The sequence below is a fragment of the Duganella alba genome, assembly GCF_009674495.1.
Lineage (GTDB): Bacteria > Pseudomonadota > Gammaproteobacteria > Burkholderiales > Burkholderiaceae_D > Rugamonas > Rugamonas alba.
Map to the genome: position 1 here is coordinate 209,311 of NZ_WKJN01000002.1, position 14,422 is coordinate 223,732.

Annotated in this window: 11 protein-coding genes; 5 read left to right on the forward strand and 6 right to left on the reverse strand. The window is 55.6% G+C overall.

The window, feature by feature from the left end:
• Positions 1–201: 201 nt before the first annotated feature.
• Positions 202–633 (forward strand): hypothetical protein, encoded by a 432-nt coding sequence (locus GJ695_RS02770; protein WP_154362092.1) that lies wholly within the window; start codon positions 202–204, stop codon positions 631–633.
• Positions 634–802: 169 nt separating this feature from the next.
• Here the strand turns inward: GJ695_RS02770 and GJ695_RS02775 are convergent, their stop codons facing one another.
• Positions 803–1,594: an SOS response-associated peptidase family protein gene (locus GJ695_RS02775; protein ID WP_154362093.1), complete on the reverse strand. Its 792-nt coding sequence runs from the start codon at positions 1,592–1,594 to the stop codon at positions 803–805.
• A 315-nt stretch (positions 1,595–1,909) separates the two neighbouring features.
• Here GJ695_RS02775 and GJ695_RS02780 point away from each other — a divergent pair, with 315 nt between their 5' ends.
• From GJ695_RS02780 to GJ695_RS02790, 3 genes are all read left to right on the forward strand, one after another.
• Positions 1,910–2,509: an RNA polymerase sigma factor gene (locus GJ695_RS02780; RefSeq protein ID WP_154362094.1), complete on the forward strand. Its 600-nt coding sequence runs from the start codon at positions 1,910–1,912 to the stop codon at positions 2,507–2,509.
• Positions 2,510–2,757: 248 nt separating this feature from the next.
• Entirely contained in the window at positions 2,758–3,897 is a 1,140-nt protein-coding gene (locus GJ695_RS02785; protein ID WP_154362095.1) for a glutathione-independent formaldehyde dehydrogenase, read from the forward strand.
• Positions 3,898–4,444: 547 nt separating this feature from the next.
• Positions 4,445–4,834, forward strand: a complete 390-nt coding sequence (locus tag GJ695_RS02790; RefSeq protein ID WP_154362096.1) for a response regulator — start codon at positions 4,445–4,447, stop codon at positions 4,832–4,834.
• Between the two features lie 440 nt (positions 4,835–5,274).
• Here GJ695_RS02790 and GJ695_RS02795 read toward each other — a convergent pair whose 3' ends face one another.
• Complete coding sequence (locus GJ695_RS02795; protein ID WP_371866478.1) at positions 5,275–6,279, reverse strand: SDR family oxidoreductase; 1,005 nt, start codon at positions 6,277–6,279, stop codon at positions 5,275–5,277.
• A 363-nt stretch (positions 6,280–6,642) separates the two neighbouring features.
• On the opposite strand from GJ695_RS02795, the gene GJ695_RS02800 reads away from it, so the two are divergent.
• Entirely contained in the window at positions 6,643–7,152 is a 510-nt protein-coding gene (locus GJ695_RS02800) for a DUF6328 family protein (protein ID WP_208023364.1), read from the forward strand.
• Between the two features lie 48 nt (positions 7,153–7,200).
• On the opposite strand, the gene GJ695_RS02805 is transcribed toward GJ695_RS02800, so the two are convergent.
• The 4 genes from GJ695_RS02805 to imuA form a co-directional block, all read right to left on the reverse strand.
• Positions 7,201–8,223, reverse strand: a complete 1,023-nt coding sequence (locus GJ695_RS02805; RefSeq protein WP_208023363.1) for an alpha/beta hydrolase — start codon at positions 8,221–8,223, stop codon at positions 7,201–7,203.
• Positions 8,224–8,634: 411 nt separating this feature from the next.
• On the reverse strand, positions 8,635–11,793 hold the full coding sequence (locus GJ695_RS02810) for an error-prone DNA polymerase (protein ID WP_154362098.1): 3,159 nt from the start codon (positions 11,791–11,793) through the stop codon (positions 8,635–8,637).
• Positions 11,793–13,259, reverse strand: coding sequence for a Y-family DNA polymerase (locus GJ695_RS02815; RefSeq protein WP_154362099.1), 1,467 nt, complete (start codon positions 13,257–13,259; stop codon positions 11,793–11,795). Before GJ695_RS02815 ends, GJ695_RS02810 begins: the two co-directional genes overlap by 1 nt.
• On the reverse strand, positions 13,192–14,067 hold the full coding sequence (gene imuA / locus GJ695_RS02820; RefSeq protein WP_371866474.1) for a translesion DNA synthesis-associated protein ImuA: 876 nt from the start codon (positions 14,065–14,067) through the stop codon (positions 13,192–13,194). Before imuA ends, GJ695_RS02815 begins: the two co-directional genes overlap by 68 nt.
• Positions 14,068–14,422 lie beyond the last annotated feature (355 nt).

Genomic DNA, 14,422 nt, shown 5'->3' on the forward strand with positions numbered 1-14,422 from the left:
TTTCCCGGTGGAAATAATATATTGTGGCATCGTGAACTTTTGTTCTGGGGCTTCGTTGAAGCCAATGATGAGCTGAAAGAGCTGCCCATGAGCTAGCTCGCAGCCAGGTCTGATCAAATTATTGGAGCCGGTAAAGGCCGGCGTTGTGCTGGCCTTTTGAAACCGGGTATCCGAATTTTCTCAGAAATGGTCAGCAAACTCATGAAAAATCCTGCCAAAACTCCTAAATTTACTCTCATCCAAGGCGGAAAATCCGCAGTGATCTCCGAGGCCGCGGAACCTTTCGCTAGCTACTTCCATTCGCCGGGTAATTCGCCGTCCGCATTTGAGTCAAATCGTCTGCGCCGTGCGATTTTAGGTCTGCGTGTCGCAGAAGTTGGCCAAACTGTCGAAGACATCTTGCAAGAAATTAGCGACAAGCTTGACACCGGTGAAGACTACGACTTCTCCAGGGTTATGTTCATTAAGGATCGTCTCGAGTTGTATGGCCTCCGGTTCTGCCTGGCTCGACCAGAAATGAATTTGGTTCGAGAAGGTTATTTGATGCTCGCCTGGCCTGATCGATTGCTTCGGAAGCATCCAGAATTGGCTGGACTCCATCCGCTGGCGCACCAGTCACTTACGCTCGGTTAGCGTGTCGATGGATTTTTCGCTGGTGGAAAGACGGGGGCCGGCGCAGCGGAATCGCTGCGAAACGTCTCAGTCCCTTCTGCCGTATCTCATTCCATTCCGCCAGGCGCAGCATCAAATCGAGAGTAGGCATTGAATTTCGATGCCTATAATTCCGCTCGCGCGAGGGTCGCTAGAACAGGTCCGCCTGCATTGGCGATGTCAGGATCAAAGTTTTCTCTGGCTGCGTTTCTGGTTGTGCCTTCTGGGGCAAGTTGGTTTTCGGTGCGGGATAGGCGTTCAACTCTTCTGGGCGCCACAGCTCAATCAATGCCCTGGCAAACTCTGGATTTTTCGAGCTTAGCCAGTCGTCATAGTGCTCTGGTCTCAGGATCGCGACGGCACGCTTCTCTTCGTTCGGCCGATGGAACCGGCGCAGCAGCGGATGCTCGTCCGCATTAAGCGTGAAGTGCGTGAAAGCGTTTGATATGGTGCCGTCCTCTTCTTCCCACGTGCGCCACATCCCGGGTAGTCCGAATGGTCCTTCGCCGGCGAGCCCCAAGGCCCAGCGTTCATGGATACCGGTTTCCCAGTTCGGTTCGAATACTTTCTGTGCCGGCACAATACACAACTGCTGGGAAAGCCAAAATCGTTTGTAGTTCACCTTGGAGCCGACTTCTTCAGCACGTGCGTTCATAGTTTCCATCGTGATGCGTTTGAGCTTCGGCGCTTTTTTTCCGGCAGCAACCGCCAGGTCGACTTTTGCCTGCTCCTCCTTCGTCAACCGCTGGAACGGCCGGTGGCGTTGGGGGACGAACCCGTAACTGCCGAGTTTTAGCACGCGGCGCCCTTGCTCATCATGAACGATGAACGGCGCTTGGTAGTCGCGGTAGATTTCCTCGCGCCAGTCTTCGCCCAGTTCCATCGGTGTGCGAAACCAATCGAAGGCCATTTGACGGCTGACGGTTATGTAGTTGACGCACATTTGTGATCCTAACTCGCTGTGATTCGGACCAATTTACCATATGAACCGCCCCGTCTTGCGCCGACTTTTGGACGATGGCAGGTCCACAGTGAATTTTCACCCACATCAGTTGTTCCGGAAGCCGAGACCGTGTGGTGATGCCATTGCTTCAGTTGCTAAATAACGTCGTGCCGCGGTCTGTTTCACGTTCATTGTGGGTCAACGTACCCTCCGTAAAAAACGTGACACAGTACCCTCCGTCCACCGCAGTAGCATCGTCATTGAAACAATCAATTCTCCAGCTCCATTTTCCCAAAAAAATAACGAGAAGACACCATGGATAGCGCTCAGATCGAAATTCGACGCCAACACCCGCAGTCGGATTCAACCTTTAAAGCATTGCAGAGTACCATCTGCAGCATGCCGGCCCAGGTCTTATATCAATCGACGCGGCGATCATTATTGGCTCAAGCTCTTCGTATCACGAGATCGAGCCACGCGGCCGAAGAAATTGTGCAAGACGTATTCACATACGCTTGGCAGAACAGCGAAAATTACGATCCGCATCTGAGCGCTTTTCGCACGTGGCTATCAATGCTGTGCCGCAGCCGTTCGATTGATTACCTGCGCTCTGAGAAGCCTCACGAGAATTCGCCGGATTCCACATGTGAGCTGGATTTAGCTCCGGATCATAGTCCGGGCCCGGAAGCTTTACACGCTAGTTCGGCGCTGAAGAGTTCAATCACGGCGGCGCTGCTATTACTACCTGCTCGGTACCGCCAGGTATTGAGTCTCCATTATTTTTCCGAATTGTCTCACCTTGAAATTTCGGCTCTGGTAGGTATGCCCGTAGGTACCGTCAAGACAAATATTCGCCGCGGCAAGACTTTGTTAGCGGCTGACCAATGCCTCAGCTCATTTCATTGTCACCGTTAGCTCTGGCATCACCTTACGTGCCAGTTATCCCAGTACACAACAGTTGAAAAAAGTCGGTAGGAATGGCGATACGCTCGGGATAGGCGAGGTTCGTCCTTCGTAATTTCTCGAAGGCGCGGCTGACTAAGTTAGTCGTCGTACAGAGGATGCCTGGACGTCAGTACATAGTGGCAGCTCGCCGCTTCTTGCAGCGCTCTAAGTCAGTTCAGGTACTGGCCTACGTCTACAACCTCTCCAAAGGAAAGCACATGAAAGCCCTCGTTTACAACGGCCCGCGCGACGTGCAGGTCAAGGAAATGCCCGATGCAAAAATTGAGAAGGAAACGGACGTCCTAGTTCGCATTACCACCACAAACATCTGTGGCTCGGACCTGCACATGTATGAAGGTCGTACTGATATGGAGAGCGGCCGAATCCTCGGTCACGAAAATCTAGGCGAGGTCATTGCAGTAGGTAAGGCCGTAGATCGCATCAAAGTGGGCGATATCGTCTGCTTGCCATTCAACATCGGATGCGGTTTTTGCGCAAACTGCGAACGCGGCTTGTCGGGCTTTTGCCTGACCGTAAATCCAGGCACCGCAGGCGGCGCCTACGGCTTTGCTGGCATGGGCCCTTACAGTGGTGGACAGGCGGAACTACTGCGCGTTCCTTACGGCGACTACAATTGCTTGGTGCTGCCTGAGGACGCGAAGGAGAAAGAAAACGACTATGTCATGCTCTCGGACATTTTCCCCACCGGCTACCACGCGACCGAGCTGGCCGGCGTGAAGCCTGGCCAGACCGTGGTCATCTATGGCGCAGGCCCTGTTGGCCTGATGGCCGCGACCTCTGCATTCATTAAAGGTGCCAGCCAAGTGTTCGTTGTCGATAGCCACAAAGATCGTCTGCAGCTCGCTGAGAAGATCGGTGCGACGCCCATTGATGACACCGAAGGCGACGGCGTTGAGCGCGTGCTAGAACTGACAAAGGGCCAGGGGGCCGATTGCGGTTGCGAATGTGTGGGCTACCAGTGTTGCGACCGCCACGGTAAAGAAGTGCCGAACTTGACGATGAACAATCTGGTTCAGACGGTGAAGGCGACGGGCACCATTGGCACAGTTGGAGTTTTCCTTCCTAAGGACCCGGGCGCTCAAGACGACCTGGCTAAGGAAGGCAAACTGGCATTCGACTTTGGCCAGTTTTGGTTTAAGGGGCAGAGGATCGGCACCGGGCAAGCAAACGTGAAGGCCTACAACCGGATGCTCTCGAATCTCATCCACGTAGGTAAGGCGAAACCGTCCATGATCGTGTCACACGAACTCTCATTGGAGCAGGCACCGGAGGCCTACGAGAATTTTGATGCTCGCAAAAAGGGTTGGACTAAAGTCATTCTGAAGCCGGGCAAGTAATAGCAGGTCGCAAGCAACGACATCTAGGGGCCTGCCCATGGCAGGCCCAACAAAAATCGCTACTAGGCAAAGCGGCTCAATGTTTTAAGAGATATCGGTCGTAAAGCGATTGTGCGAATACTTTGAGATCATCAGATTCAAATACAATTGAACCCCAGGTAATTTCCAAGCGAAAGGTCCCTGTACCTTTAAGCACACCGCTAACCGTTGACCCTTGTTTGTGGTCGTCACGGCGCGAGAACTCGTGATTTGCTATCTCGAGAAGCTCCTGCAACGTTACCGCTATTTTGTCGTGCATGGCCGTATCAGAAAGGTGTAATCAAAGCATTGTTGCATTGAGGACTGTTATTTGCAAGAACGATTGGCGTTTTCCGGAGAAGGGTGAAGCCTGTCCTGGACAGCTAATTTTTGCAAGCATTAGGAGCAATTAAAGTGAATTTGAAGTAGAATCCGGAAATCTTGTCACGGCCCATTTCCGCCCGTAACATCAATTTCGGCCTTACCTTCGCCGTGTTAGACAGCTAATCGCTGTTTACAATGGATGAATATGGCATCTCAATATCCCCCCAAACGTGTTTTGATTGTCGACGACAATCGCGACGCTGCGGACCTAACCGCCGAATTGCTGGGATTACACGGTCATGTTACAGCCACCGCGTACGGCGGACGCGAAGGTATTAATCGCGCCGTTGAATTTGTTCCCGACGTGGTCCTGCTGGATTTGGGTATGCCAGTAGTCGACGGCTTCGCGGTAGCAATTGCACTGCGCCAAATACGAGCCCTAGACCGAGCGGTGTTGGTCGCTTACACGGCATGGAATGATACTGCTACCCGAAACCGCACCATAGCCAGCGGATTTGACAGCCATGTGGTCAAGCCGGCCAAGCTGGAGATGATCCTAGATATGGTTGACCGCACACGACGAGACGACATGTAAGGGGAGAGTGGTTCTACAGGAGTGTTTCTTGCTGGCGACTCGTTTAAGAATAAACCGGTAAGATCGATCTATCTAAATGGCTGCTGTCGCTCCACGTCTGTCAGAACTCAACGCTTCGCATTTCCGATCTCTGGTTACGCAAATCAGTCCGTCGTCGTTCGAGGCTGCGCAACAACTTTCGGATATTCAAGAGTTAGTTTGGTTAGCTCACACTGTCAACCTGATTTCGCAGGAAGAACATGGGAAGCTGCTCGATCAAATCAGGCAAAGGCTGTCCCTTCATAAATCATTTCCTGGCTATCCCTCTGGCAGCGTTACACTCTCGTCAGTGAGCGCCGTTCCACAAAACCTGCATTCTTCATTCGATAAATAAATGAAGTTGCGGTGTCGGACGATACCACATCGATAGTGCCGCCATGGGACTTGGCAATCAAGTTCTGTCATGGGCCACCATTGCCGCCGACGGCCGCGTACACTTGGCCGGTGGCATAGCTTGACTCGTTGGACGCCAGCAGCACATACACCGCCGCCAACTCGGCCGGTTGGCCTGGCCGCTTCATCGGTGTATCGGCACCGAATTCTGGCAGTTTGTCCGGCGGCTGGCCGCCTGTCACCTGCAAGGGGGTCCAGAAAGGCCCCGGCGCCACCGCGTTGACGCGGATACCCTTCGACGCAAGCTGCTTTGCAAGGCCCTTGGTGAAGATCATGATGGCGCCTTTGGTTGCGGCGTAGTCGATGATGTTTTCGCCTGGGTTGTAGGCATTGACCGATGCGGTATTGATGATGGTAGCGCCAGGCTTGAGCAATGGCACCGCGGCCTTGGTGATCCAGAACATCGCATACACGTTAGTTTTGAAGGTTTCGTCGAATTGCGCGGTAGTGATATCGAGAATGGAGTCACGCGAGAACTGCCGCGCAGCGTTGTTAACCAGGATATCCAGACCGCCCAATTCGCGAGCCGCATCTGCCACCAGTTTTTTGCAAAAGGCCTCGTCCTTGATATCGCCGGGAATGGCGACCGCCTTGCGGCCAGCTGCGCGTATCAGCGCCACGACCTCACGTGCATCAGCTTCCTCGGCTGGCAAATAATTGATAGCGACGTCCGCTCCTTCTCGTGCATAGGCGATAGCTGCGGCGCGGCCAATGCCTGAATCGCCCCCGGTCAGCAGCGCCTTGCGTCCATTTAGTCTCCCCGAGCCTTTGTAGCTGGTCTCTCCATGATCGGGGCGTGGGTTCATCTTGCTTGTCAGGCCCGGCCATGGTTGCTGTTGGGTGGGAAATGGCGGAGCCGGGTAGGCTGTGACCGGATTTTCAAGCGGAATAGCAGCGCTCGCAGAGCTCGTGTTCTGTTGCGCACCGACCGGAGCTATTGCGGCGCCAAGAAAACCAGTTGCCGCGGCTCCAACCAACGCGCGGCGGGAGGAGTTGGGATTATCCATCTTTATTCCTTTCACATGAGTTGAAGGTTTCATCTTTCTGTGTTTTTGAATCACCGACTGTGCGGCATTTCGCATACAGCAAATGCACAAAAAAGTATCCTGAAAATTCATTGAACAGGAGAATGCCATGCCAACAGGTGCCAGTCCGAAGCGAGAACGCGAATACAAAAAGATCGAACGAAAGTTCAAAAAAGAAGGACGTTATAAAGGGCGAGAGGAGGAGGTTGCCTCACGAATCGTAAACAAACAGCGAGCCGCAGCCGGCGAGACAAAAAAGCACGCCCATAAGCCGCCGAGCAGGTCAGCATCCAGGCGCAAAAGCAGAAGCTCCCGATCAACATCGCGTCGCCGACAAGCATCGTGATCGCTATGAATCAGGCCTCGCAGGAAAATACACTGAAAGAACAGATGCGCAACGTCTTGGAGGAGGCGCGCATGGTACTGCCGGGAATACAGGCGTTGTTTGGGTTTCAGGCAATCGCCGTGTTCAATCAGCGTTTTGTTGAGCTTAGTACTAGCGCACAAATGCTGCACCTTGCGGCGCTCATTTCGGTTGTTATTGCTGTGGGCTTGGTGATGATGCCTGCCGCCTGGCACCGGATAGTCGAGCCAAGGCAAGTCTCGGAAACCACCATATCCGTGTCGTCCAAGTTGATTACGTCAGCGCTGCTGCCACTCGCCGTCGGTATCGCTCTGGATATTTATGTCGTGTTTCTGACAGTCAGCGATTCTGTTTTATTCAGCAGTGCGTGTGCGATAACTACGTTTCTGTTGTTACTGTCGTTATGGTTCGTTATTCCGCTTCGGCGCCGAGTTGACAAGCATCCCGAGCAATCATCCCGACATCAGGATGATGCTATTCCGACGCCGAGGCACTGAACCGCACGAGAAAGCCGTCCCGAAAATGCTGAGGACGGCACCCACTCATCATTTTGACTTAAAAGCCTTGCTCAGCGCATCTGCAGCGAATTGCTCGGCTTCCTTGGCGCGCGGCACGACCGCGCCCATGCCGAAGAATTCGTGCGCCACGCCTTTATACTCCTTATAGGAAACCGCGACGCCTTCTTTTTTTAAGCGGTCCGCATATGCTTTACCTTCCGAGAGCAGCGGATCAATTTCCGCCGCGATCACGGTAGCTGGCGGCAGGCCGGCGAGCGATGGCGCCTTCAATGGCAACGCGTATGGGCTGGTCGGGTCCGCGCCATAGTGCTTGAAGAACCAGGCCATCATTGGTTTGTTAAGCGGCTTCGCGTCGGCGTTCTGGACGTACGATGGCGTGGACATGTCGTCGCTCACGACCGGGTAGACCAGCAACTGCATGATCGGAAGCTGCGCCTTCTTGTCGCGCGCCATCATGGAGACGACGGTCGCCAGATTTCCACCTGCACTCTCACCGCCGACGGCTACACGCTTAGGATCGCCGTTAATCTCGCCTGCATGTGCCAGCGTCCACTCGTAAGCGGCGTATGCATCGTTGGGAGCAGCCGGGAATTTGTTCTCAGGCGCGCGATGGTAGTCGACCGACACCATGATCGCCTTGGACATCTTCGCTAGCGCTCTTGGCGATGCGTCGTAGGTCTTGGTGTCGGCGATCACGAATCCACCCCCATGGTAGTACACCATGACCGGGAATGGTCCAGCGCCGTCAGGCGTGTAGACATGGATCGGAATGTCGCCATTGGGGCCCTTGATCGTCATATCTTTGACCGTGACACCAGGTTCGGGGGCTGTACTCTTCCCCATATCGGTCAGCACCTTTTTCACCGCGTCGGCAGGCGTGGGCTGCTTGCGTGCTTCTTCAGGAGATAGAGTTTCAATTGGCTTGCCGCCGAGAGACGCCAGAGCGTCCAATACCTTCTGCATGTGCGGCTCGGCCTTTGTCGGCGTGGCAGCGGTGGCGGAAAGCGTTGTGGCGGTTATGGCCGCGGCGATCAGAAAAGTCTTGGTCATTCAATATCTCCCAGGTTGAGGGGCGAAAATCGCTCCTTCCTGATAGGTATACCAATACTCCTCTTCCCCTTATGTGGTGACACGCGCATAGCGACCGCAATTAAGCTAGTAATGGATTGCCTTCGATTCGCCCGGCCTAACTGGAAGGAGTGGGGCAAACTAGTCCGTTGCATGACGACCGGATGGAGAGTTGGTCATTTGAAAAAGTCAGCGCGACGAAAAAAAGCCCGCGATGCCGCGGGCAAAATTCCAATCCCTGCTGGGGATTTCGCGAACCTAGACAGGGAATTAGAGGAGACAGCTTATTTTGCTGCAACGCAGCAGGCTTCGCAACCAATTTCGTATTGTGCGTCCGTCCCTGTAGGCAAATATTTGAAGAGATGGTTTTTTGAAGTAGAGGTTGAGTCGACTTCAATGGAAATTTCTCGAATGAGTTGGAAGCTCACCGAGGAGATGGGAGCAATCAACCAGCCGCTTCGCTATCAAGTTCCTCACCCCGCTTTTCGATTGCCAGATGCCATATACGCCAAGCAACTGCGCCGTCATCAACTCACGCCTCTGGTTCTCGACCAGGCTTGGCCAGACGATGATGTTGATGGTTCCGAATTCGTCTTCAAGTGTGAGGAATACCACTCCGCCGGCAGTCTCCGGCCGCTGGCGGACGGTGACGATGCCACACCCGCGCGCAAGCTGCCCATCCTGGAAATCGTTGAGGACCGAGGATGGCGTGAACCGCATCTTGTACAAACGGGGCCGCAGTAAGGCCAGCGGGTGCCGCCCGAGCGTAAGACCGATATGACGATAGTCCGCTACGATATCTTCTGCTTCAGTCGGCGGTGCCAATTCCAGGAGCGGTTCGTCGATGGCCGCGCCTCGTAGCAGCCCCTTGTCCGGAACACTTGCTGCGGCATTCCACATCGCTGATCGGCGATTGCCGGAAAGGCTTGCCAGTGCGTTGGCCGAGGCGAGCGCCTTCATATGAGCGGCAGAAAGATCAGCGCGCATTGCGAGGTCTCGCGCCCCCTCAAAAGCTCGTGCGGCTCGTGCCTCTTCGATACGCCAGGCGGCTTCGCGCTCCATACCTTTTATACTGTTTAGCCCCAATCGGACGGCCAGCGGGCCTCTTGGAGACGGCTCCAGCGCGGCTTCCCAGGTGCTTGCGCAGACATCAACCGGCCGCACCTCAACGCTGTGACGGCGCGCATCCTGCACTAAAGAAGAACGACTGTAAAATCCCATCGGTTGGCTGTTCAAAAGCCCAGCCAGGAACTCGGCTGGATGGTGGCACTTTAGCCAGGAGCTTGCGTATGCGAGCAACGCGAAGGAATGGGCATGGGACTCAGGGAAACCGTACTCGGCAAACCCTCTAATTTGCCCGACGATAGACGTGGCAAACTCGGTGGAATAGCCGCGTGCGGCCATACCGCTCATAAGCTGGTCTTCGAACTGTTCCAATCCGCCTTTGCGCTTCCAGGCCGCCATCGCTCGGCGAAGCCGATCTGCCTCGCCTGGCGTAAAGCCTGCGGCAGTCATAGCGATGCTCATCACCTGCTCTTGGAAAATCGGGATGCCCAGTGTCCGTTTCAGAACCGCTTCGATTTCCTTACTGGGGTAGGTTACGGGCTCTTCACCGCGCCGGCGCCGCAAGTAAGGATGGATCATCCCGCCCTGGATCGGCCCAGGCCGGATGATGGCCACTTCGATTACCAGGTCATAGAACTCCCGCGGCTGCATTCGCGGCAGCATCGACATCTGCGCACGGGACTCGATTTGGAAAACGCCAACCGTATCGGCCTTGGAAATCATGGCGTAGGTGGCGACGTCCTCGTGGGGGATGTCGCCCAGTTCAAATCGCTCTCCGCGCTGCTGGGAAATCAGTTCAAGCGTGCGCGATATGCAGGACAGCATGCCGAGGGCAAGGACATCGATCTTCAACAGGCCGATGGCATCGATATCGTCTTTGTCCCACTGGATGACGGTACGCTCCTGCATGGCCGCATTCTCAATCGGGACCAAGCGGGATAGGGGGCCGCGCGAAATCACGAAGCCGCCAGGGTGTTGCGAAAGGTGGCGGGGAAACCGCATCATCCGATCCGCGATATAGCCCCATTTCTCAGCCACTGGGGAGGCTGGGTCGAAGCCACAAGTCTGCAGCCGCTGCTCGAGATCGGACTGGCCACCCCATCCGTGGCTCGCCTTCGCGACCTTGTCCACAACCGATAGATCGACACCGAGCGCGCGGCCGACATCACGCACGATGCTGCGCGGCCTGTAGCTGATGACGACCGCCGTTAGTGCGGCCCTGGTTCGGCCATACTTGCGATAAATGTACTGGATTACTTCCTCGCGTCGCTGATGTTCGAAGTCGACATCGATATCGGGAGGCTCATCACGCTCCTTTGAGATGAAGCGCTCAAACAGCAGCGTGCCGCGCGACGGGTCTACCTCGGTGATGCCGAGGCAATAGCACACAGCGCTGTTCGCTGCGGAACCGCGGCCCTGGCAGAGAATTTTTTGCGAGCGCGCAAACCGAACGATGTCGAACACCGTCAGGAAATAGGGCTCATATTCCATTTCAGCGATGAGCTCTAGCTCATATTCAAGCTGGGCCTGAACATTGTCCGGGATGGCCTGCGGGTAACGCCAGTGGGCGCCAATGTACGCCTGCTCGCGCAAATAATCGGCCGCCGTTCTGCCTTCCGGGACAATCTCCCCAGGGTACTCATACTTGAGTTCATCAAGCGAAAACGTGCATTGCGAGGCGACGCGAATTGTTTCGTCCAGCGCTTGGCGCGGGTAAAGATTCCCCAAACGAAGGCGCGAGCGCAGGTGGCCTTCGGCATTTGAGGCTAGGAGGTATCCACACTGCGCAACCGGAGTGTTGTGGCGGATCGCGGTCATCGTGTCTTGAACGACTTTCATCGACCGGACGTGCATCATGACATCCCCGGTGGCCACTACTGGTAAGCTAAACTCTCCGGCGATAGCCTCGACCATAGCGCGGTGCCGGTCGTCCTCCGCGCGGTAGTGCAGGGTGAGGGATATCCGCGCACGGCCAGGCGCGCATCGGACCAGCCATTCGGCTTGGCGCTCGAGCTCTTCGTAATCTGCTCGATATTTCGGACACAAAATTAGCTGGCAATCAGGAAGACCTTTGAGGTGAGCCAAGGCCTTTTCGGGCGCGGCCAGGTCCTTGGGACGGACGAGGTATGTCCCCTTTGCCGCTCGTGTCCTTGCCACTGTGATGAGTTCACTTAAGTTGCCATATCCGTTTCGGTTCATGGCCAAAATGAGCACGGTAAAGGCCGGCGATCCGTCTTCCGGCGTCACCAGCATCTGACTGCCGATAATTAGGTTTAGACCGCTTTCCTTTGCTTGGACGTGCGCTTTTACCACGCCGGCGAGCGAGCATTCATCAGCGATTGCCAGCGCTTTGTAACCGAGCTGTGCTGCCCGCTGAACTAAGAACTCAGGCGGTGAGGCACCTCTCAAAAATGAGAAGTGGCTGACGCACTGCAGCTCGGCATAGTCCGGCAGCGTGGCCGGCGGTGTGGGCAATGATATCGTCATCAGAATAGCCCATGCAAATACCAACGCCCGTTGTCACCCCGTTCAAGATAAACCCAGTAACACGCTGAGTCTGAACCTTGCGCGATGTAATAATCGCGCGCCGCCAGCTGGTCATTCCACCAGCCAGCCTCTATCCGTTCAGGGCCTTTTAGCATCCGCAGCGGAGAGCCGTAAAACGGTCGCTCTCCGCGGAGAAGCAAAGGGATCGGCTTAGCCAATAGCCAGAACGGGCGCTCGAAGGATTCATCTGCGCCTATCGGTTTGGCCAGCTTCTCGGTTGCCGGCACCCAAGCGTTGCATGCCTCAGGACGATGGTCGTGTGTTTCGACCGGCATAAGGACATTCTCGCTGCCCAGGCGTGCGCTGAGCAGTTCGAGCAATCTCTTGAAATCGGCGGGACTTCCGCCGGGCTCGGGGAATAAGTCATCGGTCGGAGGCACCATCTCCGCAAGCAGACGGACTTCGAGCCGCATTGCGATGACAGGCGCCACCAGTTCCACGCGCGCTAATCGCTCCTTCAGGAGGCGGGTCATGTGGCCGATCTGCCAGCTTGGCTCACCCAACCGAATCTCGACTTCGGTCGGCGGTATGGCGTCGCGACCGCGCTCATGTTCCAGCATGAAAGCAAATGTGCTAACCGCGTGCTGCCGCGCTACGAGCCAGCCGACGAACTGCTGCAGAAGGCCTGAGGCACCATCAAGAAGAGCATCGGCATGCTCGACGCGGTCAAAGGTTTCGATGCGAGCACGGAAGGTTTCAGGGATATCGATCCACTTGAACATCTCAGGCGCCAAGCCAAAAGCGCGGTCCAGCTCGTCGAGTACCCGTTTGCTCATCCGCCGCTGGATGCCCTGGCGAGGAAGTCGGCGCAGCGCCGCCAAGTTGGTGGCGCCAATGCCCGCGAGCCATTCGAGGTGTTCTGCTGCGGCCGGCAAATATTCACAGGGCATCTTGTCAAGCTGACGCTCTAGCGATTCCATCTTGATCGTGCGCCGAATGAGGACCTGGCGCTTTGCGATCCGCAGGCGTGCCAACAACCAAGCGCCGGCGGCGGTGGGCGCGGCGCCGAGACTCACTGTGACCCCCAGCGCTTGCGTGCTGGCGCGGATTTGACGTCCGATAGCAGCGCGACCGCGGAAGAGGCGCAGGCTTGCAGTGACGTCGAGAAGGATGCTGAAATCGTCGGCGTGCGTGACTTCCGGCGTGTACTGCAAGAGAGCCAGCGCCACGGAGTTGAGCGTGATTTCCTCGCGCTGCAAGTCACGCTCCAGGATGGTCGTTGTCGGCGACACGGCCGATACGCCGCCAGGCCGCATCCCGACGCGTACACCGGCTACATACGCTTCCCTCGACACCGAAATGACCTTGCCTTTTTCCACAACTGCGAAAGGCCCGGGCTCACACCAGCGCGGCCTGACGGACTCGAGGGGTAACAGTGGAAGGTGAACGCTGAACCAGTACCGCATTTTGCTCTTCCAAGAATCGTTGACGTGCCGGCATGCTGGCTAACTGAATAAATAACGGTGCGTCGTGGTGAGGCCCTCGGCGCTTGATGATTTCTACCGAGATGCCGCCTGCCGCCGGTCGCAGCGCAATCCTGAGAGAAGCTGGCGAAGCATCAGCAGCCGCGCTCAATGGTCGCAATAGCCAAAACGTCGTGTCGGTAGTTTGCGCGGCGAGATTGAGCCTGCGAAGAGCTTCGCTACGCGTGTTGGTCTGCCACAGCAGCACCGCACCACAGCTGCCATTCCGCAGGATTTGCTCCGTCGACCAGAGGGCGTCGGCCGTGGTTGGTGCCTTCACCCACAGCAAATTAGGGCATTCCAGTCCCAAGAATTTACACGCCGCTGAGTTCGGAAAGTACGGCGGCTGAATGAGCGCGACGCGCCGTCGTTTAGAAATAGCTGCTAAAGCCGGGCGCAATAGATGCATCTCGCCGATACCGGCCTGCTGCAATAGGAGTTCGACCAAAGTGGATTGGGGCCATCCTGTATCTGGAAGCTCCGAATCCAATTGCGCGTGCCCGGTCGGTGCAGATAGCGTGCGACTGCGACTCAGCTCACTTGCTCTCCATACGTGACGCAGCGCCGCCTCAGCTGCGCGCTGGGCTTCGTCCGAAGCGAGGAGAGGAGGGGCTATCATGTTGGATTTGCTGCTTAAAAATACTGTATGAATAAACAGTAGTATATGCTTTGCTGCCAAACTCGCACAAGTGCGATTTCCCAAATGACCGATATTTCGTTTGATCGCCGCAGCTAGTCCAGCGCGTTCCACCTCTTGACTTGCAAGAGCTAGGCGGACTTAGAGTGAAAGTGGATAAAAATGATCGCCAGCGAGGCATTGGAGTTTTGGGAAGCTTTCGGGCTTAAAAGGTCCATATACTTTGTTGCGAATTGAAAACGATTGGTGGTATATTTCCAAAAGAATATTGTGTTATATAGATAGCATCAAATTAATTTCTGCATTGAAAGTATTGCAAACTTGGACTCGCTAATCTGGCACTTGTAAGCGCTCGCATCTGTGGTCGACTGGGACGCGCCGTCTATAGCGACGGCGCACTCGCCAAAAAGCGCTAATGAGATGCAGAACCTGAGCCTCGAACCTCTTTGTACTGATCGGCATGCCTTGA

Coding starts and splice junctions, on each gene's coding strand:
- GJ695_RS02770 (WP_154362092.1), top strand. CDS start 202: ATGAAAAATCCTGCCAAAACTCCTAAATTTACTCTCATCCAAGGCGGA.
- GJ695_RS02775 (WP_154362093.1), bottom strand. CDS start 1,594: ATGTGCGTCAACTACATAACCGTCAGCCGTCAAATGGCCTTCGATTGG.
- GJ695_RS02780 (WP_154362094.1), top strand. CDS start 1,910: ATGGATAGCGCTCAGATCGAAATTCGACGCCAACACCCGCAGTCGGAT.
- GJ695_RS02785 (WP_154362095.1), top strand. CDS start 2,758: ATGAAAGCCCTCGTTTACAACGGCCCGCGCGACGTGCAGGTCAAGGAA.
- GJ695_RS02790 (WP_154362096.1), top strand. CDS start 4,445: ATGGCATCTCAATATCCCCCCAAACGTGTTTTGATTGTCGACGACAAT.
- GJ695_RS02800 (WP_208023364.1), top strand. CDS start 6,643: ATGAATCAGGCCTCGCAGGAAAATACACTGAAAGAACAGATGCGCAAC.
- GJ695_RS02805 (WP_208023363.1), bottom strand. CDS start 8,223: ATGACCAAGACTTTTCTGATCGCCGCGGCCATAACCGCCACAACGCTT.
- GJ695_RS02810 (WP_154362098.1), bottom strand. CDS start 11,793: ATGACGATATCATTGCCCACACCGCCGGCCACGCTGCCGGACTATGCC.
- GJ695_RS02815 (WP_154362099.1), bottom strand. CDS start 13,259: ATGCGGTACTGGTTCAGCGTTCACCTTCCACTGTTACCCCTCGAGTCC.